Origin of the sequence: Bordetella saccharivorans (assembly GCF_045862855.1) — a bacterium.
In the GTDB taxonomy this organism is placed as follows: Bacteria; Pseudomonadota; Gammaproteobacteria; order Burkholderiales; family Burkholderiaceae_B; genus Bordetella_A; species Bordetella_A petrii_F.
The window spans coordinates 2,956,046-2,977,451 of the sequence record NZ_BAAFZO010000001.1 but is presented as its reverse complement, the minus strand read 5'-3'; the positions used below and the strand labels follow the sequence as shown (position 1 = coordinate 2,977,451).

General features: G+C 67.3%; 21 protein-coding genes. 10 read left to right on the top strand and 11 right to left on the bottom strand.

Features of this window, described 5'->3' with window-relative positions:
* Positions 1 to 50: 50 nt before the first annotated feature.
* The gene (locus tag ACKTT0_RS14235; RefSeq protein ID WP_407850508.1) at positions 51 to 956 is read left to right on the top strand and encodes a LysR family transcriptional regulator; all 906 of its coding nucleotides are present in this window, start codon (positions 51 to 53) and stop codon (positions 954 to 956) included.
* Here ACKTT0_RS14235 and ACKTT0_RS14230 read toward each other — a convergent pair.
* The gene (locus ACKTT0_RS14230) at positions 953 to 1,948 is read right to left on the bottom strand and encodes a Bug family tripartite tricarboxylate transporter substrate binding protein (RefSeq protein WP_407850507.1); all 996 of its coding nucleotides are present in this window, start codon (positions 1,946 to 1,948) and stop codon (positions 953 to 955) included. The two genes, ACKTT0_RS14235 and ACKTT0_RS14230, sit on opposite strands and share 4 nt — an antisense overlap.
* Positions 1,949 to 2,165: 217 nt before the next feature.
* On the opposite strand from ACKTT0_RS14230, the gene ACKTT0_RS14225 reads away from it, so the two are divergent.
* Entirely contained in the window at positions 2,166 to 3,515 is a 1,350-nt protein-coding gene (locus ACKTT0_RS14225) for an MmgE/PrpD family protein (protein WP_407850506.1), read from the top strand.
* 39 nt (positions 3,516 to 3,554) lie between these two features.
* Positions 3,555 to 5,651 (top strand): acetate--CoA ligase family protein, encoded by a 2,097-nt coding sequence (locus tag ACKTT0_RS14220; RefSeq protein ID WP_407850505.1) that lies wholly within the window; start codon positions 3,555 to 3,557, stop codon positions 5,649 to 5,651.
* Here ACKTT0_RS14220 and lolA read toward each other — a convergent pair.
* Both lolA and ACKTT0_RS14210 read right to left on the bottom strand, forming a co-directional pair.
* Entirely contained in the window at positions 5,641 to 6,267 is a 627-nt protein-coding gene (gene lolA, locus ACKTT0_RS14215) for an outer membrane lipoprotein chaperone LolA (protein ID WP_407850504.1), read from the bottom strand. The two genes, ACKTT0_RS14220 and lolA, sit on opposite strands and share 11 nt — an antisense overlap.
* Positions 6,267 to 8,630 (bottom strand): DNA translocase FtsK, encoded by a 2,364-nt coding sequence (locus ACKTT0_RS14210; protein WP_407850503.1) that lies wholly within the window; start codon positions 8,628 to 8,630, stop codon positions 6,267 to 6,269. The genes lolA and ACKTT0_RS14210 overlap by 1 nt, the downstream gene beginning before the upstream one ends.
* Before the next feature lie 42 nt (positions 8,631 to 8,672).
* On the opposite strand from ACKTT0_RS14210, the gene trxB reads away from it, so the two are divergent.
* The 3 genes from trxB to ACKTT0_RS14195 are packed head-to-tail and all read left to right on the top strand — an operon-like array spanning position 8,673 to position 10,613.
* Complete coding sequence (trxB, locus tag ACKTT0_RS14205; RefSeq protein WP_407850502.1) at positions 8,673 to 9,632, top strand: thioredoxin-disulfide reductase; 960 nt, start codon at positions 8,673 to 8,675, stop codon at positions 9,630 to 9,632.
* On the top strand, positions 9,619 to 10,284 hold the full coding sequence (locus ACKTT0_RS14200) for a Smr/MutS family protein (protein WP_407850501.1): 666 nt from the start codon (positions 9,619 to 9,621) through the stop codon (positions 10,282 to 10,284). The genes trxB and ACKTT0_RS14200 overlap by 14 nt, the downstream gene beginning before the upstream one ends.
* Positions 10,281 to 10,613 (top strand): DMT family transporter, encoded by a 333-nt coding sequence (locus ACKTT0_RS14195; protein ID WP_407852431.1) that lies wholly within the window; start codon positions 10,281 to 10,283, stop codon positions 10,611 to 10,613. The genes ACKTT0_RS14200 and ACKTT0_RS14195 overlap by 4 nt, the downstream gene beginning before the upstream one ends.
* 12 nt (positions 10,614 to 10,625) lie before the next feature.
* Here ACKTT0_RS14195 and ACKTT0_RS14190 read toward each other — a convergent pair whose 3' ends face one another.
* Complete coding sequence (locus tag ACKTT0_RS14190) at positions 10,626 to 12,707, bottom strand: VC_2705 family sodium/solute symporter (RefSeq protein WP_407850500.1); 2,082 nt, start codon at positions 12,705 to 12,707, stop codon at positions 10,626 to 10,628.
* Complete coding sequence (locus tag ACKTT0_RS14185) at positions 12,707 to 12,988, bottom strand: DUF4212 domain-containing protein (protein ID WP_407850499.1); 282 nt, start codon at positions 12,986 to 12,988, stop codon at positions 12,707 to 12,709. The genes ACKTT0_RS14190 and ACKTT0_RS14185 overlap by 1 nt, the downstream gene beginning before the upstream one ends.
* A 344-nt stretch (positions 12,989 to 13,332) precedes the next feature.
* On the opposite strand from ACKTT0_RS14185, the gene ACKTT0_RS14180 reads away from it, so the two are divergent.
* Entirely contained in the window at positions 13,333 to 13,728 is a 396-nt protein-coding gene (locus ACKTT0_RS14180; protein WP_407850498.1) for a pyrimidine dimer DNA glycosylase/endonuclease V, read from the top strand.
* A 76-nt stretch (positions 13,729 to 13,804) separates the two neighbouring features.
* Here the strand turns inward: ACKTT0_RS14180 and ACKTT0_RS14175 are convergent, their stop codons facing one another.
* Together ACKTT0_RS14175 and icd are read right to left on the bottom strand one after the other, a co-directional pair.
* The gene (locus ACKTT0_RS14175; RefSeq protein ID WP_407850497.1) at positions 13,805 to 14,941 is read right to left on the bottom strand and encodes a porin; all 1,137 of its coding nucleotides are present in this window, start codon (positions 14,939 to 14,941) and stop codon (positions 13,805 to 13,807) included.
* A 455-nt stretch (positions 14,942 to 15,396) separates the two neighbouring features.
* The gene (gene icd / locus ACKTT0_RS14170; RefSeq protein WP_407850496.1) at positions 15,397 to 16,653 is read right to left on the bottom strand and encodes an NADP-dependent isocitrate dehydrogenase; all 1,257 of its coding nucleotides are present in this window, start codon (positions 16,651 to 16,653) and stop codon (positions 15,397 to 15,399) included.
* 278 nt (positions 16,654 to 16,931) lie between these two features.
* On the opposite strand from icd, the gene ACKTT0_RS14165 reads away from it, so the two are divergent.
* Positions 16,932 to 17,357, top strand: coding sequence for a DUF1841 family protein (locus tag ACKTT0_RS14165; protein WP_407850495.1), 426 nt, complete (start codon positions 16,932 to 16,934; stop codon positions 17,355 to 17,357).
* A 97-nt stretch (positions 17,358 to 17,454) separates the two neighbouring features.
* Here ACKTT0_RS14165 and ACKTT0_RS14160 read toward each other — a convergent pair whose 3' ends face one another.
* Together ACKTT0_RS14160 and ACKTT0_RS14155 are read right to left on the bottom strand one after the other, a co-directional pair.
* Entirely contained in the window at positions 17,455 to 17,817 is a 363-nt protein-coding gene (locus tag ACKTT0_RS14160; protein ID WP_407850494.1) for a c-type cytochrome, read from the bottom strand.
* 14 nt (positions 17,818 to 17,831) lie between these two features.
* A complete protein-coding gene (locus tag ACKTT0_RS14155) occupies positions 17,832 to 18,173 on the bottom strand; it encodes a c-type cytochrome (RefSeq protein WP_407850493.1) in 342 nt (113 codons plus the stop codon).
* A gap of 152 nt (positions 18,174 to 18,325) precedes the next feature.
* Between ACKTT0_RS14155 and ACKTT0_RS14150 the strand changes: the two genes are divergently transcribed.
* Both ACKTT0_RS14150 and ACKTT0_RS14145 read left to right on the top strand, forming a co-directional pair.
* The gene (locus ACKTT0_RS14150; RefSeq protein ID WP_407850492.1) at positions 18,326 to 19,198 is read left to right on the top strand and encodes an AAA family ATPase; all 873 of its coding nucleotides are present in this window, start codon (positions 18,326 to 18,328) and stop codon (positions 19,196 to 19,198) included.
* 23 nt (positions 19,199 to 19,221) lie between these two features.
* On the top strand, positions 19,222 to 20,394 hold the full coding sequence (locus ACKTT0_RS14145) for a vWA domain-containing protein (protein WP_407850491.1): 1,173 nt from the start codon (positions 19,222 to 19,224) through the stop codon (positions 20,392 to 20,394).
* A gap of 13 nt (positions 20,395 to 20,407) precedes the next feature.
* On the opposite strand, the gene ACKTT0_RS14140 is transcribed toward ACKTT0_RS14145, so the two are convergent.
* Positions 20,408 to 20,965, bottom strand: coding sequence for a GNAT family N-acetyltransferase (locus ACKTT0_RS14140; RefSeq protein WP_407850490.1), 558 nt, complete (start codon positions 20,963 to 20,965; stop codon positions 20,408 to 20,410).
* A gap of 50 nt (positions 20,966 to 21,015) precedes the next feature.
* A complete protein-coding gene (locus ACKTT0_RS14135; protein ID WP_407850489.1) occupies positions 21,016 to 21,390 on the bottom strand; it encodes a hypothetical protein in 375 nt (124 codons plus the stop codon).
* Between the last annotated feature and the right edge of the window lie 16 nt (positions 21,391 to 21,406).

The following is a 21,406-nucleotide window of genomic DNA, read 5'->3' as shown; positions in this document are numbered from 1 at the left end:
GGTGGATTCCTGTCGCGGCCCGGGCCGCCCTTGCAGCACCGAGAATTCCAATGAAAGGCATGGATATTCCCGCCCTGGAGGCCTTTGTCGCCGCGGTGGAAGAAAAAAGTCTGTCGAAGGCGGCCGAGCGCGCCAACCTGGTCACTTCGGCGGCCAGCAAGCGCGTGGCCGAACTCGAGCGCCACCTGCAGCGCACGCTGTTGCAGCGCCACGGGCGCGGCGTCGAGCCCACGCCCGCGGGCACGCTGCTGTACCAGCGCGCCAAGGCGATCCTGCGCGCCGTTCAGCTGGCCGAATCGGCGGTGAAGATCTATTCGCCCGACGGGCAGGCCAAGATCCGGCTGGCCGCCAATCCCTCGACCATCCTGCAGTTCCTGCCCGATCGCATGCGGCGCTTCCTGGCGCCGCGCGACAACGTCAGCGTGGACCTGCTGGAAGCCCACAGCTACGACATCCCCCGCCTGCTGATCGACGGTTCGGCGGATATCGGCATCTACCATGCCGACCACCCCGCCATCGGCGTCGCCTCGTTCCCGTTCGCGAGCGACCGGGTCGGCCTGGTGGTGCCGATCGGCCATCCGCTGGCCGGACGCGGCGAACTGTTCCTCGAAGAGGCGCTGGACTACGACCTGCTGGGCTATTTCCCGCGGCATTCGCTGGAACAGTTTCTGGCCTATGTGGGTCAGACCGTCACCCGGCCGCCCACGGTGAAGCTGCAGGTATCCAACTTCGAGACCCGTTGCCGCATGATCCGCGAAGGCCTGGGCATCGGCATCGTGCCCGAGCGCATCGCCGCCAATTACCTGGGCAGCATGGGGCTGGTGCTGCTGCGCCTGCGGGACGACTGGGCCGCGCGCCGCTTCTACGTCGCCGTGCGCGACCAGGACAGCGCCAGTCCGGTCGTCGCCGAACTGCTGCAGTTCCTGGCCGAATCCGCGTCCCATCGCGAGCCCTAGTCCAGGGTCACGCCCAGGTGGCCGATCAGCTCGCCGTTGATCCGCATGTCGCGGTCGTACAGGGCGGCAAACGCCTCGACCGAGGCATTGACAGGCGAGGCACCCATCTTGTGCAGCAGCGCCACCCCTTCCGGCTGGTTCATGCCGCGATTGATGGCGCGGTTGAGCTTTTCTACGATGGGCCGGGGCGTGCCAGTCGGCGCCATCACCCCATACCAGGCCATCGGCTCGAAACCGGCCACGCCCACTTCGGCAAAGGTCGGCACGTCGGGCAGCAACGGGTCGCGCCGGGCGCCGCCCAGCGCCAGGGCGCGCACTTTGCCGCTGCCATCCTGCAAGTAGCTCATCACCGTGCCCAGCGTGGCGAACGACAGGTCGACGCGCCCGCTCAGCAGGTCCACCATGCCCTGCGCGCCGCCTTTATAGGGAATGTGGCGGAACTTCAACCCGGTCTTCTCCTGGAATTCCTGGGCCGCCAGGTGCGGGTCGGAGCCATTGCCCGTGGAAAACACCGTGTACTCGTCGGGATGGCTGGCGGCATCGGCGGCGAAGCCGCGGTAGTCCGCCGCCTCGATCGACGGCCCCACCACCAGTACGTTGGGCATGGTCAGCAGCAGCGCCACCGGCTGGAAGTCGGTGGCGGGGTCGAACGGCAAGTGGCGATAAAGCCATTTGGTATTGACGTGGCTCTTGGTGACCAGGAACAGCGTCTGGCCGTCCGGCCGGGCCTTGGTCAGCGCCGCCGCCGCGATCGTGCCGTTGGCGCCGCCGCGGTTCTCGACCACCACGCGCGCGCCGGGCATCTCGGCCTCGAGGCGGCTGGCCAGGATGCGCGCGGCCGTGTCGGAGGGGCCGCCGGCCGGAAAGCCCACCAGCAGGGTGATCGGGCCCGCGGGATAGTCGTCGGCCTGGCCGGCCGCCTGCGCTGCGGCTGCCAGGCCGGCCATGGCCAACAGGGACGCGGCCACCCGCGCACTGAAGCGAATCTTCACGAATGTCTCCTCATCTTGGTCCATGGACGCGGCGCTCTCGCAAGCGGCGGCGGCGCGCCCATGGACCAGCATGTTAGGAGCCGGGCGCACGCCCGGTTTGAAAAAACGGCATAGCAGGTTTCGCCGATTTTGCAGCCGTCCCGCCGGCCGGGTCGCTAGAGTACCCGCAGGTCCCGGCCGCCTGGACAGGCCGGGCCATGCACGCCGGAGACACCGCATGATCCTCGAACAACTCGCCGATTACGGCGCCCGCGACGGCACGCGCCAGTTGCCCGCCGACGTCATCCACCACGCCAAGCGCGCCGTGCTGGACTGGTTTTCCGCCTTGTACCCCGGCACCCGGGTGGCGCCCTGCCCGCAGCTGCTGGCGGCGCACCGCCCCGAGCTGGGCGCGGGCCGCTCGAGCCTGCCGGGCTGCGGCACCACGGCGTTCAGTCCCACGGCGGCCTGGATCAACGGCAGCGCCTCGCACGCCGTGGAATTCGACGACATCTACCGCGATGCGGTCTACCACCCCGGCTGCCCAGTGATCGCCGCGGCCCTGGCGGTGGCGGAAGAACGCGACGCCAGCGGCGCGGCGCTGCTCAACGCCATTGTGGCCGGCTACGAGATATCGACCCGCATCGGCGCGGCCGTACAACCCGCGCATTACCGCTACTTCCATACCACTGGCACCGTCGGCGCCTTCGGCGCGGCCGCCGCCGCGGCGGCGCTGGCAGCGCCGGGCGATGCCCAGGCCATGCGGCATGCGCTGGCCACCGCGGCCAGTTTCGCGGCCGGCCTGCAGCAGGCCTTCCGGTCCGACGCAATGACCAAGGCGCTGCACGCCGGCAATGCCGCCAATGCCGGCGTGCGCGCGGGCCTGGGCGCCGCGCATGGCCTGACAGGCGCGGCCGGCATGCTCGACGGCCCGGTCGGCTTCGGCGCGGCACTGGCCGACAGCCCGGACTGGGCGCGCGCCGCGCACGGGCTGGGCGAGCACTACAACATCCTGCATATCACCCAGAAGAACCATGGCTGCTGCGGCCACACCTTCGCCGCCATCGACGCGGCACTGGCCCTGCGCGCCCAGCACGGCCTCACCCCGACAGATATCGAACGCATCGAGGTGGACGCCTACCAGGCCACGCTGGATGTGACCGGCAACCGCGACCCGCGCACGCCGTTCGAGGGCAAGTTCAGCCTGTTCTATGTCGTGGCGCACGCATTGCAGTATGGCTCGGTGCGCCTCGATGCCTTCGAGCCCGCGCGCCTGGCCGACCCCGCGCTGCGCGCGCTGATGGACCGCATCACGCTGCGCGCCGATCCGGCGCTGACCGCCGCGTTCCCGGGCCAGCGCGCCGCGCGGGTCACCATCCACACGCGCGCCGGCGTCCGCCACAGCCATTTCGCCCCGTACCGCAAGGGTGATCCCGAGGCGCCGCTGAGCGATGCCGAGCTGGACGCCAAGTTCGACGAGCTGGCGGGGCCGGTACTGGGCGCGGCCGGCGCGCGCCGGCTGCGCGACCAGGCCTGGCGGCTCGAGTCCCTGCCGGTTCGCGACCTGCAACTGCACCGGCCTGTCTAGGCCCTGTTCCCCCTTCCTCTTTCCACTGCGACTTTGTCCATGCACGACGGTACGTTTGCCCAAGCCCTGCTCGCCCCGCGGGCGATCGCCCTGGTGGGCGCATCCGGCGATCCCGCCAAGAACACCGCCCGGCCGCTGCGTTTCATGCGCAAGCACGGCTACGGCGGCCGCATCTTTCCCATCAATCCCGCGCGGACCGAGATCCTGAACGAACCGGCCTACCCCGGCCTGGATGCGCTGCCAGGCCCGGTCGACCATGTCTTCATCATGGTCCCCGGCGCCCAGGTGGCCGGCCAGCTCGAAGCCTGCGCGCGCGCCGGGGCCAAGGTCGTCACGATCTACAGCGACGGCTTCGGCGAAACCGGCGCGCAGGGGCGCGCGGCGCAGGACGCACTGGTGGCGCAGGCGCGGCGGCTGGGCCTGCGCCTGCTGGGTCCCAACAGTATCGGCCTGGCCAACATCCATGCCGGCGCCATCATCTCGGTGAACGCCGTGTTCGAATCCGACAGCCTGCCAGCCGGCCCCCTGAGCCTGGTGTCGCAAAGCGGCTCGATGATGGGGTCGCTGCTATCGCGCGCGGCGGCGCGGGGCTTCGGATTCGCCAAATCAGTATCAGTGGGCAACGAAAGCGATATCAGCGTGGGCGAAGTCGTCGCGGCGCTGGCCGACGACGATGAGACCGGCGCCATCCTGCTGTTCCTGGAAACGCTGCGCGACGCGCCCGTCCTGGCGCGTGCCCTGGAGCGCGCCAGGACGGCCGGCAAGCCGGCAGTGGCCTACAAACTGGGCCGCTCGGCGCAAGGCGACGCGCTGGCGCAATCGCATACCGGCGCCATGGCGGGCAACGACGCGGCTGTCGACGCTTTCCTGCGCGCCCATGGCGTGCTGCGCGTGCAATCTCTCGAGACCCTGTTCGAAATCGTGCCGCTGGCGCTGCGCTATGGCCGGCATGTGCCGCCGGCACGCGCGCCCCGCGTCGCGGTCATCACGACCACAGGCGGCGGCGCCGCCACGGTGGTCGACAACCTGGGCCTGCGCGGGCTGGAGGCGGCCTGCCCGCCGGACGAGTTCATCGCCCGCATGGCGGCGCGGGGCCTGCGCCTGCGGCCGGCGCCCATCATCGACCTGACCCTGGCCGCCAGCGGGGCGCAATACCAGGACCTGCTGGAACAATTGCTGGAGAGCGACTGGTGCGACGCGGTACTGAGCGTGGCGGGGTCGTCGGCGCAGTTCCACCCCGAGCTGGCGGTGCAGCCGCTGGTGCGCGCCCGCAAGCCGGACGACAAGCCGGTGGCGGCGTTCCTGGCGCCCGAAGCCATGGCTTCGCTGCAAGTCCTGCAGCGGGAAGGCATTGCCGGCTTCCGTACCCCGGAATCGTGCGCCGAGGCGCTGGCGCTGTTCCTGCGCCGTCCGGTCGCCCCGCCGCCGCCGGACCAGGATGTGGCATTCGATTGGCCTGCCAGCCTGCCCGCCGCCGGCGCGCTGACCGAACACGAGGCCGGCCAGGTCTTCAGCCGGCTGGGAGTGCCGATGGCGGCCACGCGCCTGGTTCCCCTCGATGCGCCGGCCCACGACCTGCGCTATCCCGTGGTGCTCAAGATCTCGTCACGCGACATTCTCCACAAGACCGACGCCGGCGGCGTGCGCGTCGGCATCCGCGACGCCGCCGAGCTGCGGCGCCAGGCGGCCGGCATGCTGGCCGATGTGCGCGCCCGCGCGCCGCAGGCGCGGCTGGATGGCATGCTGGTGCAGCAGATGGAAGACAGGCTGCTGGAGCTGATCCTGGGCTATCGCCGCGATCCGCTGGTGGGCCCCATCGTGGTGCTGGGCGCCGGCGGTGTCGCCGCCGAACTGGCGCCCGACGTCGCGGTGCGGCTGGCGCCGGTGGCGCGCGACCAGGCCATGCAGATGATCGAGGAAGTGCGCGCCACGCGCCTGGTGCGGGGCTTCCGTGGGCTGCCGCGCGGCGACTGCGAGGCGCTGGCCGATGCCATCGTGGCCTTCTCGCGGCTGGCGCACGTGCGTGGCGCCTGCGTGGCCGAAGCGGAAATCAACCCCCTGTTCGTGCGGCAGGACGGCGTCATCGCCGTGGACGGCCTGCTGAACCTGCAGGACCCGGACGACGCTACATCTTGACCACGTCCACGCCAGCGGGCGGCGTGAAGCGGAACTCGCTGGCCGGCAGCGACGGGTTGGCCTGGATGCCGGACAGCTCGACGCGAGTGGTCTGGCCGAAAGCATCCAGCAGCTCCACGCGCGCGGGCAGGTTGTCCTTCATGCCGATGTCGACCTGGGCAAACCCGGCGTCGGCGTTGCGCGGCTTGGCGCGCAGCCACTCCAGTCCATCGCGCGCCGGCAAGGGCTCGACCTGGAAAGCCTGTTCGAGATCGCCCGACCCGAACAGAATGGCGGCCGGCGAGGTGCCGATGGCCTGGTCGACCTTGCGCACGGTCACCTGGGCCAGGTCGGGGTCGTACTGGTACAGCTGCTGGCCGTCGGACACCACCAATTGCTCATAGGGCTTGCTGACCGCCCATTTGAACTTGCCGGGCCGCTGGAACGAAAACGTGCCGCTCTGGGCGCGCTGGGTGGCGCCCTGCGGCCCCACAGTGGACTGGGTGAACGAGCCCGTGGCGCTCTTGATTTCGGCCACGAAGGATTTCAACTGGGTGCGGGCATCGGCGGCCAGGGCGGCCAGCGGGCACAGCACCAGCAGGGCGGCCGCGGCGGCCAGCCGGCGTAGACCAGGCATCAGGCTTCCTCTTTGGACGGCACCAGGATCTCCCGGTTGCCGTTGGATTGCATTGCCGACACCATACCCGATTGCTCCATCTGTTCCAGTAACCGGGCCGCTCGGTTGTAACCAATCCGCAGGTGGCGCTGCACCAGCGAAATGGAGGCGCGCCGATGCTTCAGCACGACTTCGCAGGCCTGGTCGTACATCGGGTCGCTTTCGGAATCGGTGAAGCCGGTGACGCTGCCCACGCCGTCGCCGGTCTCGCCTTCCAGCGCGCCTTCGAGCAGGCCCTCGACATAGTTCGGCTCGCCCTGCGCCTTGAGGTGCTCGACCACGCGGTGCACTTCGTCATCGTGCACGAAGGCGCCGTGCACCCGCACCGGCAGGCCGGTGCCCGGCGGCATGTAGAGCATGTCGCCCTGGCCCAGCAGGGTCTCGGCGCCCATCTGGTCGAGGATGGTGCGCGAATCGATCTTGGACGACACCTGGAAGGCGATGCGGGTGGGGATGTTGGCCTTGATGAGGCCCGTGATGACATCCACGCTGGGGCGCTGGGTGGCCAGGATCAGGTGGATGCCGGCCGCGCGGGCCTTCTGCGCCAGGCGGGCGATGAGTTCCTCGATCTTCTTGCCCACCACCATCATCAGGTCGGCCAGCTCGTCGATGACCACCACGATGGTGGGCAGCGGCGCCAGCGGCTCGGGCTCGTCGGGCGTCAGCGAGAACGGATTGGGGATGGGTTCCTCGCGCTTGATCGCGTCGCGAATCTTGTTGTTGTAGCCGGCCAGGTTGCGCACCCCCATCTTGCTCATGAGACGGTAGCGCTTTTCCATCTCGCCCACGCACCAGTTCAGCGCGTTGGCGGCATGGCGCATGTCGGTGACCACCGGCGCCAGCAGGTGGGGGATGCCTTCGTAGACGCTCATCTCGAGCATCTTGGGATCGATCAGGATCAAGCGCGTATCGGCGGCGCTGGCCTTGTACAGCAGGGACAGGATCATGGCGTTGATCCCCACCGACTTGCCCGAGCCGGTGGTGCCGGCCACCAGCAGGTGGGGCATCTTGGCCAGATCGGCCACCACCGGGTTGCCGGCGATGTCCTTGCCCAGCGCCATGGTCACGTTCGAATGGCTGGCGTGATAGGTTTGCGAGCCGAGGATCTCGGACAGCTTGACCATCTGCCGGCGTGGGTTGGGCAGCTCGAGGCCCATCAGGTTCTTGCCCGGGATGGTTTCCACCACGCGGATGCTGACCAGGCTGAGGGCGCGCGCCAGGTCCTTGGCCAGGTTGACGATCTGGCTGCCCTTGACGCCGGTGGCCGGCTCGATCTCGTAGCGGGTGATCACGGGGCCGGCCTGGGCCGCCACCACCGTGACGTTCACGCCAAAGTCGGCCAGCTTTTTCTCGATCAGGCGCGAGGTGAATTCGATGGTCTCGGCCGAGACCGTTTCCTGGTTGGGCGCCGGCGGGTCCAGCAGGCTGATGGCCGGCAGGTCGCCCTCGCCCGCGGGCGGCGCGAACAGCGTCTGCTGTTTTTCCTTTTCGACCCGGTCGGAGCGCGGCACCACGGTGATGGCGGGCTCGATGCGCACCGGCTGCTCGTGGACGAGCTTCTCGTGCTTGGCCTCGACCTGCTCGGTGCGCACCGCCTTGGCCACCTCGCCGACCTTGCGGTCCTGGCGCGCCGTGTAGGAATCGCGGGCGCGCCGCACCAGGCCTTCCAGCCAGGCGCCGACGCGCTCGGCCACGTGCAGCCAGGAAAACGAGAAGAACAGGCTCAGGCCCACCGCCAACAGCACCAGCAGCGCCAGCGTGCCGCCCGTGAAGCCGACGCCTTCGGACAGCCAGCCGGCCAGCATCTGGCCGATGACGCCGCCGGCGCCGCTTTCGCCGTCGGTGCCGCCCGGCAGGTGCATGCCCCAGCTGTACAGGCGCAGCGCCTCGATGCCCAGCGAGCCGATCAGCACCAGGAAAAAGCCGACGCCCTCTTCCCAGTGCACACGGGGCAGGACCTCCGGCTGCTTGCCGTCGCCCGCCCGCAGGTGGCTGGCCAGGCGGCGATAGCCCGCGCGCACCCGGTGCAGCAGCAGGACCACCCACCACCAGGCGGAATAGCCGAACAAGTACAGCAGGATATCGGACAGGTAGGCGCCCAGCGTGCCGCCCTGGTTATGAATGGCGCCGCCGGGCACCGAATGCGACCAGCCCGGGTCGGCGGGCGACCAGGTGGCCAGCACCAGCGTCAGCCAGGCAGCCAGCGCGGCGAACAGGATCCAGCGCGCTTCGCGCAGCAAGGCGGAAATTCGTGCCTGCAACGGCGAAGGGCCGTTCCGGGTGTTGCGCGAGGCGCGCGGGGAAGCAGTTGAAATACGCGGCATGCGGCTCATTATAATTGGGCATCCCTCTAAAGATACTTACCTATGTCCACGCCCAAGCACGCTAAAGTTTTGATACTCGGATCCGGCCCCGCCGGTTACACGGCGGCCGTCTATGCCGCGCGGGCCAATCTGGCGCCAGTTCTTGTTACAGGTCTGGCCCAGGGCGGCCAGCTCATGACCACCACCGATGTGGACAACTGGCCCGCCGACGCCACCGGCGTCCAGGGGCCCGACCTGATGCAGCGCTTCCAGCAGCACGCCGAGCGCTTCAACACCGACATCGTCTTTGACCACATCGCCAAAGTGGACTTGTCGCGCCGCCCCTTCACCCTGACCGGCGACACGGGCAACGTCTATACCTGCGACTCCCTCATCATCGCCACCGGCGCGTCGGCCAAGTACCTGGGCCTGCCGTCCGAAGAGGCGTTCATGGGCCGCGGCGTCTCGGGCTGCGCCACCTGCGACGGGTTCTTCTACAAGAACCAGGACGTGGTCGTGGTGGGCGGCGGCAACACCGCCGTCGAGGAAGCCCTGTACCTGTCCAATATCTGCCGCAAGGTCACGCTCATCCACCGCCGCGACAAGTTCCGCGCCGAGCCCATCCTGGTCGACAAGCTGATGGACAAGGTCGCCAACGGCAACATGGAGCTCAAGCTGTTCCATACGCTCGACGAAGTCCTGGGCGACGACGGCGGCGTCACCGGCGTGCGCATCCGCCACACCGACACCGGCGCCACCGAAGACCTGAAGGTCACCGGCGCCTTCATCGCCATCGGCCACCAGCCCAATACCGGCATCTTCGAAGGCCAACTCGAGATGAAGGACGGCTACATCATCACCAAGAGCGGCCTGTCCGGCATGGCCACCATGACCTCGGTGCCCGGCGTGTTCGCCGCCGGCGACGTGCAGGACCACGTCTACCGCCAGGCCATTACCAGCGCCGGCACGGGCTGCATGGCCGCCCTGGACGCGCAGCGGTGGCTGGAGAATGCGGGGGAATAAGGCCGGTCTGGCGGACCTGAAGCGCCTGCAGCAAGGCGCCCGCCAGGCGCGCGCGCAGGCCGGGCCGGCCACCCCGGCGCGGCCGGCCGACGAGCCCGCCTTCGACCCGGCCGCGTTCCGGCGCGCCATGCAGGCGGTCACCCCCATCAAGCAGAGCGGCCGGCGCGCGCCTCCGGCGCCGCGGCCCGCGCCGGCCAGCGCCGCGGTAGCCATGCGCCGTGCCGCGGCTGTCGGCGAGTCCGCCGCGCGCGCCGATGCCGGGGTATCGGACGGCGGCGAGGTGGCGCACCTGCTGTCCGAAGGCGGCACCGCCTTCGTGCGGGCCGACGCCGCGCCCGACACCGCCCGCAACCTGCGGCGCGGGCAATGGCCGGCCGGCGCCGAGCTGGACCTGCACGGCTTGCGGGTCGAGCAGGCCCGCCACGCCGTGCTGTCGTTCCTGGACGAATGCCTCGAGCACGGCATCCGCTGCGTGCGCATCGTGCACGGCAAGGGCTATGGCTCGCAGGGCCTGGAGCCAGTCCTCAAGGACAAGGTCCGCACCTGGCTGGTGCAGAAGCAGGACGTCATGGCGTTCTCGCAGGCGCCCGAGCGCGAAGGCGGCGCCGGCGCCCTGCTGGTGCTGCTGCGGCGGGCGGGGGCGCGGCGCTGATGAAGTGGGTCTACCTGGGCATCGCCATCGTGGCCGAGATCATCGCCACCAGCGCGCTGAAAAGCGCCGAGGGGTTCACCCGCCTCCTGCCGTCGGCCATCACCGTGGCGGGCTATGCCGTGGCTTTCTATTTCCTGGCCCTGACGCTGCGCGAGATCCCGGTAGGCATTGCCTATGCCATCTGGTCGGGGGTCGGCATCGTGCTGATCTCGCTGGTCGGCGCGCTGCTCTTCAAGCAGCACCTAGACGCGCCCGCCATCCTGGGCATTGCGCTGATCATCGCCGGCGTGGTCATCATGAACGTTTTCTCGAAATCGGTCGGCCACTGACGGCCGGCGCGCTCAGGGCAATTGCGCCGGCTTGCCATCGGGCTCGCGCAGGTATTGCACCAGCATGTCGGTGGCCCGGTCCGGCCGCGGCGTCAAGAGCGACACCACGATGATCGTCATGAATGCCACCGGCGCGCCGAACACGCCGGCGGCGACCGGCTGTATGCCCCACCACAGGTCCACCGGCTGGCCCCGGTCCACGCCGAACACCCATTCGCGCAGCCAGGGATGCGTGTGCGCCATGTAGGTGAATGTGGTCGCCAGGCCGGCGAACATGCCCAGCGTGGCGCCCCACTTGTTGGCGCGCCGCCAGAAGATCCCCATGACCAGGGCCGGGAAGAACGACGAGGCGGCGAACGAAAACGCCGCCGACACCATGAACAGGATGTCGGCCGGCTTGCGCGCCGCCACCCAGGCGGCCCCGAAAGCCACGCCCAGCAACAGGATCTTGGACACCATGACGCGGCGGGCCGCCGACATGCGGGGCGACACCAGCCGGTACCACATGTCGTGCGACAGCGAGTTCGACAGGGTCAGCAACAGCCCGTCGGCGGTTGACAGGGCGGCGGCCAGCCCGCCAGCCGCCACCAGGCCCGAAATGATATATGGCAGCCCGCCGATTTCCGGCATGGCCAGCACCACCACGTCCGCCCCCATGCTGATCTCGCCCAGCTGGACCGTGCCGTCGCGGTTCACGTCGAGCAGGTTCAGCAAGTTGATGTCGACCGCGCTCCAGGCGTGCACCCAGTTGGGCAGGCTGAGGAAATCCGTGCCGACCACCTGGGTATAGACCTCGTACTTGACCAGCAGCGCCAGGGCGGGCGCCATGAAATACAACAACAGGATGAACAGCAGCGACCAGCACACCGAGCGGCGCGCCTCGACAACCGATGGCGTGGTGTAGGACCGCATCAGGATATGCGGCATGCCGGCCGTGCCCAGCATCAGGCACAGCACCAGCGCCAGGAAATTGACGCGCATGTGCTGCCGTTCCTCTGGGTCCTTGGCCGGGAACGGCTCGGCGTGGGGAACCGGCGGCGCGCTGCGCGCCTCGAAGGCGGCCCGCGCCTGCGACCACAATACCCGGGCCTCCTCCACGCTGGCCGGATAGGCCTCGAGTTCGCGCTCCAGCGAGCGGACCTCGACCATGGGCGCATCGGTGGCGGTCAGTTGCGCCAGGCGGCTGCGCAGCTTGTCCTTTTCCTGCTCCCACGACTCCGGCAGCGCCTGCAGGCGCTGCGTCATCTCGTCGGCGCGCGCCTGCCACAGCTGGCGGACCTGCAGCTCGGAGACGTCCTTGCGCAACTGGTCTTCCTTCTCGGTGACCTGCTGCAACACCGTGCCGGCCGAGAGCTGCGGCAAGGGCATGCCAGTGTGCTTGACCGACAACCACACCACCGGCACCAGGTACGCCACCACCAGGATGATGTACTGGCCTACCTGGGTCCAGGTGACGGCGCGCATGCCCCCCAGGAACGAGCACACCAGCATGCCGCCCAGCGCCACGAAGATGCCCAGTTCGAACGAGATGCCGGTCATGCGCGTGGTGATGATGCCCACGCCGTAGATCTGCGCCACCAGGTAGGTGAACGAACACAACACGGCGCACGCCACGCCGGCCAGGCGCGCCAGGTTGCCGCCATAGCGGGCGCCCATGAAATCCGGGATCGTGTACTGGCCGAACTTGCGCAGATACGGCGCCAGCAGCAGCGCCACCAGCACGTAGCCGCCGGTCCAGCCCATGATATAGGCCAGCCCGCCGTAGCCTGTCAGGTATAGCGTGCCGGCCACGCCGATGAAAGAGGCCACCGACATCCAGTCGGCGGCGGTGGCCATCCCGTTGTAGAAGGCCGGCACGCGGCGCCCGGCGACGTAGTATTCGACCTGGTCGGAGGTGCGGCACACGATGCCGATGCCGGCGTAGAGGCTCACCGTGACCAGCAGGAACACGTAGCCGATCCAGTTGCGCGCCATGCCGGCCACTTCGGCCAGGCCCAGCAGCAGGATCAGCAGGGCGAAGCCGGCCGTGTACAACACATAGATGCGCCGCAGCCGAATGTCGAATTCGCGCGGATTGTCGCCGGTGAATGGCATCAGCCGCCCCGCTCGTCGTCCTGGCGCTCGCGCGCGTCGGCGCGGTTCATCAGGCGGGCATAGATGCCGATCAGCACCAGGTACGACAGCGGCGCGCCGTAGGCGGCCATCCAGAACGAGAACGGCCAGCCGATGAAGTCGAACGACAGGTCGCGGGCGAAAAAAGCCGGCAGGAAAGTCAGCGCCGCCCAGCAAGCGGTCAGGATGGCGATCAGCCGGACATTGCGCCGCCAATAGGGCGAGGTGGCGGGGGAAGCGGTCTGGGGGCGGGTTTGCGGCATGCGTGATTAATATCCGGTTACGCAGCGCTTGAAAAGCCCTTATGCACCAACCCGGGCCTTGGAAGCGACAACGGCCGGCACGTAATGGTGCCAGCCGTTGTGCGTTTTGCTTTTATTGGGTACTGCCAGTTTGTTATACCGGTGCCGCCGGTCGCCCATGCAGGGCTGTTTGTCTCCTCACCTGCATGGATCAGGATTCTGCACCATGAACGGGATTGTCACACTAGGGGAATGCCCTAAGACGGCGCTGAAACATGTGATTGAATGCACCAATATGGTGCACACCAAACCCCGCGCCGGGTCGGTGCCCGCTAAGATAAGCGATTTGATTCATCGGCAAGGCCATGACCCGCATCAATTGCGTCCCCGTGCAAGAGCTGACGCGCCAGCACCTGGTGGCCGAGTATCGCGAGCTGCCGCGCGTCTTCGCCCTGGCCCGCAAGGCCTGGGAACGCGGTCCGGTACCCCGGCCCGCCGAATACACCCTGGGCAAGGGCCATTTGTTGTTTTTCTATACGCGCCTGGGCTACCTGGCCCGCCGTCACGCCGAACTGGTAGAGGAAATGCAGCGGCGCGGCTACCGGCCGGGCTTCCTGGCGCCGCTGGCGCAAGTGCACGCCGACATCCCGCCCGCGCTGTGGGGCGACTGGACCCCTACCCCGCAGGCCCTGGCCCTGAACCGGCGGCGCATTGCCGAGCGGGGCGGGCCGCCCTACCCGGCCGGCACGGCGAAGGCATAAAAAAGGCCATCCACGAATGGATGGCCAAAGAAAGGTGCCCCGACTCCGCTCGGAAAAAGGGCAACCCGTACCCTGATCAGAAGCGGTGACGCAGGCCGACGCCCACCGTCAGCATCTTGTTGCCGTCGACGAACGCGTAGCCGTCGGCGTACGAGCCGATCGCATACAGGTTGGTCCGCTTGGACAGATCGTAGGTGTAGCCCAGGCTGTAGATATCCATGTTCTCCAGCTCTTTGTTCGGGTCGGCACGCTGCCACGACGCGAACACGTTGCTGGCGCCGCCGATGGGCGCGCTCACACCGACCAGGTACGAATTGATCTTCAGGCCGTCCCAGGTGAAGCGATCGTTGGTGTTGCCCAGGCCCTTGGCCGGGGTGTTGGGGTTGGCATAGCCGCCGCCCAGGTCGAAGTCCTGACCCAGGAACACGCCGTCTTCGGTGCGGCCGTAGGCCAGCGACAGCTTCACGACTTCGAAGTCGTAGGCCGCGCCCAGGATGATCTGCTTGGGTTGCGGCTGGCTGGGCTCGCGCCACTGCTGGTCGTAGGTCAAAGCCACTTGCAGCGGGCCGCCGGTGTAGCGCACGCCGGCCGTCAGGGCCTTGTTGTTCTCGTCGGTTTCGAAGTTGGTCGGGCCTTCGACGTCGTCGGTCGAGAACGAGTAGCCGATACCAGCCTGGAAGCCGCTCCAGCTCGGGGTCTGGTACATCACCATGTTGTCATAGCGAACCGTGTCGGCGGCGCTGAACGCCGAACCCATGGAGGAGTTCAGGTAGCTGAGCGAGAACGGATCGATGTCGGCGAAGTACTTCGAAGCGATGTTGGTCTGGCGACCCAGGTCGAGTTGACCGAACGACTGGTGGGCCAGGCCGATGGTGGCTTGGCGGCCGAACAGGCGATCGCCCTGCTTGCTGTTGCCGTTGCTGGCGCCGAAGCCGCTTTCCAGCACGAACACCGCCGACAGGCCATCGCCCAGGTCTTCGGTGCCGCGCAGGCCCCAGCGCGAACCGCTCTGGATGCCGTCAGTCATGCCGATGCGGGACTGGTAATCACCCCCGTGCAACGGGCGGTTGACATCCTCGGTGCCCACTTTGCCACGCTGGTAGGTGATACCGACGTCGATCAAGCCGTACAGGGTCACCGACGTTTCTGCGTACGCGGTGCCGCCGATGCCGGCAAGGATTGCGCCGGCGAGCAAGGTTCTTGTTAGTTTCATGTCCTCATCCCGATCAAGAGTGAAAGCCGTCTGTCTCCACCCGCGGAGACAGTTCCGAACCCATACGTTAGGGAAAGGCGTTGCATTCACCAAAACGAGGAACTACACAAGTAATCAAAAGATTTCCGAAAGGCCGCGAAAATCAACAATTTCCCTCTAGGGAAAAATTTAGAAACAAAACATTAAGTTACTTAATACACTTTCATAAACATCGGATTTATGGCGTGCAAGCAACAGATGTGATGTCGGGGTGTCTCGCAGGCGGCTTGCCTGCTGCTTTTCCGGCGAGTGCTTTTTTGGATGGATTTTCAGACCCGCCAACGCCAGGTCATGTTTTTAATACATATGGATAATATCTGTCCATTGTTTCATCCGGGTATTAAGGCGCAAAAAAGCCGTCCCGCGGGACGGCTTCCGGACCACGGGCGGCCAGGGGCGGCCGCCTGGGGTCACAATTACATATTGTCGATCATGACTCGGCCGAAGCCCGAGCACGACACCTGGGTGGCGCCTTCGAGCAGACGGGCGAAGTCATAGGTGACCTGCTTCGACAGGATGGATTTTTCCATGCTGGCAATGATGAGATCCGCCGCTTCGGTCCAGCCCATGTGGCGCAGCATCATCTCGGCCGAGAGGATTTCCGAGCCCGGGTTGACGTAGTCCTTGCCGGCGTACTTGGGCGCCGTGCCGTGCGTGGCTTCGAACATGGCGACCGAGTCGGACAGGTTGGCGCCCGGGGCGATGCCGATGCCGCCCACCTGCGCGGCCAGCGCGTCGGAGATGTAGTCGCCGTTCAGGTTCAGGGTAGCGATGACGTCGTACTCGGCCGGGCGCAGCAGGATCTGCTGCAGGAAGGCGTCGGCGATGGAATCCTTGACGATGATCTCGCGACCGGTCTTGGGATTCTTGAACTTGCACCACGGGCCGCCGTCGATCAGCTGGGCGCCGAATTCCTTCTGGGCCAGCTCGTAGCCCCAGTCACGGAAGCCACCTTCGGTGAACTTCATGATGTTGCCCTTGTGCACCAGGGTGACCGAGGCGCGGTCGTTGTCGATGGCGTACTGGATCGCCTTGCGCACCAGGCGCTCGGTGCCTTCGCGCGACACCGGCTTGATGCCGATCGACGAGGTATTCGGGAAGCGGATCTTCTTGACGCCGAGCTTGGTCTGCAGGAACTGGATCAGTTCCTTGGCCTGCTCGGTTTCGGCCTGGTATTCGATGCCGGCGTAGATGTCTTCGGAGTTCTCGCGGAAGATGACCATGTCGGTCTTTTCCGGCTCGCGCACGGGCGACGGCACGCCCTTGAAGTAGCGCACCGGGCGCAGGCAGACGTACAGGTCGAGCTGCTGGCGCAGGGCCACGTTCAGCGAGCGGATGCCGCCGCCGACGGGCGTGGTCAGCGGGCCCTTGATCGACACCACGTAGTCTTTCACGACTTCCAGGGTTTCGTCGGGCAGCCAGACGTCGGGGCCGTACACCTTGGTGGCCTTCTCGCCGGCGTAGACTTCCATCCAGTGGATCTTGCGCTTGCCGCCGTAGGCCTTCTGCACGGCCGCGTCGACGACCTTGATCATGACCGGGGTGATGTCGGCGCCGGTGCCGTCACCCTCGATGTACGGAACGATGGCCTGGTCGGGCACGTTCAGCGAGAAGTCGGCATTGACCGTGATTTTCTGGCCCCCTGCGGGAACCTTGATATGTTGGTAGGACATGAATGCTCCAGTTGCTCCGGGTGGTTTTGCGCGCTCGCCTGACCGGGGGCGGCGCAGGCTGGAAGCCCCTTAGCAACCCGAGCCGGATGGCGGACAACCCCCAATTCTAGCTCGCATTGGGGCGTCGCGTCCGGAAGGGCGGCCTGGAGGCGCGGCCGGCGAGGTCTGGTGCGGGCGGCTCGCGAGGGTGCCGGACGCCCTGCCCTCACAGGGATGCCACCCCAGGGGCGCTAAAATGGCAGCTGTTGTCTTTCAGGCCGACGGCCGCCCCCTCCCCCATGTTCAACCCTTCCCGCGACCAAGTCCGCGAATTCTTCATCGAGACCTGGCGCAAGCACCGCGCGGCCGAGGTTCTGACGCCGCTGGAGTCCATGGCGCTGGACTGGGTCATCGAGCACCCTGAATACCACGGCGATCTCGAACACCCGGACGCCATGACCGCCGAATACCCGGTCGAGCACGGCCGCACCAACCCCTTCCTGCATCTGTCGATGCACCTGGCCATCGCCGAGCAGTTGTCGATCGACCATCCCCACGGCATTCGCGCCGCGTACCAGAAGCTGGTGGCGCGCAGCGATGCGCACCAGGCGGCGCACGACATCATGGAATGCCTGGGCCAGGTGGTCTGGGAGGCGCAGCGCCTGGGCACGCCGCTCGATAGCGACGCCTACATCGAACTCATCCGGCAGCGCGCCGAACGCTGAGGCCCGCGCCCGCCGGCGCGCCGGGCTTGGGACGCCACGGCATGAAAAACCCCGCGGCAGGCGCGGGGTTTTTCATGGGCGCGAAGGGACCGGCGCGCTACTTGCGCACGCCCAGGTCGCTGGGCTGCGCCGCCAGCCATTCGGCCACGTGGGCGATGTCCTGGTCCGACAACTGGGCGGCAAACGCGCCCATGATGGGGTTCTTGCGCACGTTCGACGAAGCCGGCGCGCCGGCGGCGCCGCGCTTGTACGAATGCAGCGCCTGCTTCAGGTAGTCGGCGTGCTGGCCGGCCAGGATCGGGTAGCTCGGGTCCACCGCGGTCTTGGCATCCGCGCCGTGGCACGACGCGCAATTGAATTTGTCGAACACCGCCTTGCCGGCGGCCAGGTCTTGCGCCTGCGCGGCGCAGCCGGCGGCGGCCAGCACGACGCCCGCGAGGGTCAGCGTATAGCGTTTCATGGTTTGCCCCCGGATTACTTGAGATTGGAGTAGTACGCGGCCAGGTCGGCGATGTCCTGATCGCTCAGGCTGCCGGCGATGGCGTCCATCGTGGGATGGCTGCGCGCACCCTTCTTGTACTCATTGAGGGCCGCCTCGATGTACTTGGCGTTTTGCCCGGCGATCATCGGAACGTGGTAGAGCTCCGGAAAGCTGGCTTTGTATCCCGGAATGCCATGGCAACCGATGCACATGGAGACTTTGTCGCGGGCGTTCTGGACATTACCGACCGGCGCTGCATCGGCGGCGACCGCCTGGCCGGCGATCGCACAGGACGCCACCGTGGCCAGCACGGACAGAGAGGTTCTCAACTTCATTGGAATGGCTCTTGGTAAGGCTGAAAACTTGGCTAGGGATGAGCGCCGGGTCTATGCCCAGCTACAAAACCCTGCGATTGTACGATAATTGTTGCCGAGCCATACCAACCCGCGCACGCCTGCCGGCGCCTCAACTGCCTACGCCACCGCCCATGCCCGCTGCCCAGACTTCCCCCGCATCCCGCTTCGAAGGAACCGAACGCTACGTCGCCACCGACGATCTGAAGCTTGCCGTCAATGCGGCGCTGACGCTGCAGCGCCCCTTGCTGATCAAGGGCGAGCCGGGCACGGGCAAGACCATGCTGGCCGAGGAAGTTGCGCAGGCGCTGGGCCGGCCGCTGCTGCAGTGGCATATCAAGTCCACCACCAAGGCCCACCAGGGCCTGTACGAATACGATGCCGTGTCGCGCCTGCGCGATTCGCAACTGGGCGACGAAAAGGTGCGCGATATCCGCAATTACATCGTGCCGGGCACGCTATGGCAGGCGTTCGAATCGTCCGAGCCCGTGGTGCTGCTGATCGACGAAATCGACAAGGCCGACATCGAATTTCCCAATGACCTGCTGCGCGAACTGGACCGCATGGAATTCCATGTGTACGAGACGCGCCAGACCATCGCCGCGCGCCACCGGCCACTGGTCATCATCACCTCCAACAACGAGAAGGACCTGCCCGACGCGTTCCTGCGGCGCTGCTTCTTCCACTACATCCGCTTCCCCGACCGCGAGACCATGCGCGACATCGTCGGCGTGCACTTCCCCGACCTGAAGCAGGACGTGCTGCGGGCCGCGCTGGACACCTTCTTCGCATTGCGCGAGGCGCCCGGGCTGAAGAAGAAGCCGTCCACCTCCGAACTGCTGGACTGGCTGCGACTGCTGCTGGCCGAAGGCGCCAGCGCGGCCCAGATCGACGCCCACGCGGCGGCCTCGGTGCCGATGCTGGCCGGCGCCCTGCTCAAGAACGAGCAGGACGTGCAGTTGCTGGAACGGCTGGCCGCCATGACGCGCGGCTCCCAGCGGCGCTGAATCCCCGCCACGGCCAGGCCGCCATGCTGATCGAATTCTTCTACCACCTGCGCGCCCACCAATTGCCCGTCTCGGTCAAGGAATACCTGACCCTGCTGGAAGCCCTGCGCGCGCAGGTCATGCCGCCCACGCTGGACGACTTCTATTTCCTGGCGCGGGCCGCCCTGGTGAAGGACGAATCGCTCTACGACCGCTATGACAAGGCGTTCGGCGCCTATTACCGGGGCGTCGAGGCGGCGCTGCCGGCCGGCAAGGAAATCCCGCTCGACTGGCTGATCAAGCAATTCGAGAAAAGCCTGACCCCGGAAGAAAAGGCCGCCATCCAGCGGCATGGCTGGGACAAGCTGATGGAGCTCTTCAAGGAACGCCTGGAGGAACAGAAAGAACGCCACGCCGGCGGCAGCAAATGGATCGGCACCGGCGGCACCTCGCCATTCGGCAACGGCGGATACCACCCGGAAGGCATACGCGTGGGCGGCGACTCGGCCGGCAACCGCAGCGCGGTCAAGGTCTGGGACATGCGCCAGTTCCGCGACTACGACGACCAGATCGAACTTGGCACGCGCAATTTCAAGGTGGCGTTGCGGCGGCTGCGCCGCTTCGCGCGCGAAGGCGCCGAGCTCGAGCTGGACCTGGACGACACCATCGCCAGCACGGCGCGCAACGCCGGCCACCTGGACCTGCGGCTGGTGCCGGAACGCCACAATACCGTCAAGGTGCTGATGCTCCTGGACGTGGGCGGCAGCATGGACGACCACATCGCGCGCGTCGAAGAACTGTTCTCCGCCGCCCGCAGCGAGTTCCGCAACCTGGAGGTCTATTACTTCCACAACTGCCCGTATGAAAGCCTGTGGCAGAGCAACCGCCGGCGCCAGAACGAGCGCTTCGATACCTGGGACGTGCTGCGCAAGTACAACCCCGACTGGCGGCTGATCATCGTCGGCGACGCCACCATGAGCCCGTACGAGATCCTGCAGCCGGGCGGCTCGGTCGAGCACTACAACAAAGAGCCCGGCGCGGTCTGGCTGCGCCGCCTGCTGGACGCCTGGCCCAAGGCCGCGTGGCTCAATCCCGAGCCCACCGCCTCATGGCAATACCGGCAGTCGATCGCGCTGTTGCGCGACATCATGCAGCAGCGCATGTTCCCGGTGACGGTGGCCGGCCTCGAGCAGGCCATGCGGCTGCTCTCGAAATAAGAGCGCGGCGCGCTCAGCCGTCGACCGGCTGCGCGGGCGTGTCCAGGGTCAGCTGGTAGAACGCCAGGTCGAGCCAGCGGCCGAACTTGAAGCCGGCCTGGGCGATGGTGCCGGCATGCTTGAAGCCGAGTTTTTCGTGCAGGCGGATACTGCCCGCATTGGCCGCGTCGATGCCGCCCACCAGCACGTGCACCTGGCCCTGGCGGGCGCGATCGATCAGTACGCGCATCAGCGCCTCGCCCAGCCCCTGCCCGCGGAAGCGGCTGTCGACGTAGACCGAGTGCTCCACCGTGTATTTATAGGCCGGCCAGGCGCGAAAGGTGCCATAGCTGGCAAAGCCCATGAGCTCGCCCTCCGCGTCTTCGAACCCCACGACCGGGAACCGGCCGGCCGCCTTGGCCTGGAACCAGGTTTCCATGGACGCGGCGGCGCGCGGCTTGTAATCGTACAGGGCCGTGGAAGTCAGGATGGCGTCGTTGAAAATGGCCAGGATCGCGCCGGCATGGCGCGTGTGCGTGCACTCGACCAGCGTGGCGCCGGACGGCATCGGGCAAGGGGCGGCGGATTCCATGCGCGCATTGTAGCGGCGCAACCCATCCGGCACACCGGCAGGCGCTTCGGCTAGGCCGCGCGCGTCTGCCCGGCTGGTACCGAGAAATGCTCCTGCGGGCCCGGACAGCGGCGCCACGAGATATCGTCGCTGTCCATGTCGAGATCGAATAGTTCGTTGGCGGCCGGCCAGCGGCGCAGTTGCGAGGGCAGGCCTTCCATTTCGAGCACATGGCCGGCAAAGCCGCGCGGCGAGCCGCCGCACTCGGCGCAATAACGCTGCGCCGGGACATCGACGACATAGGTGGTCAGGTCGTGTCCCAGGATGGCGACGAACTGGCCATCGTCGCTGGCATAGGCATAGCGGAAACGTCCCTTGATGCGATCCTGGCTGAGCGGCGTGCCGATCAGCTGGGACAGGGCGCGCGTGACGAGATCGGTCAGCATGGCCGTTCCTCCGGTC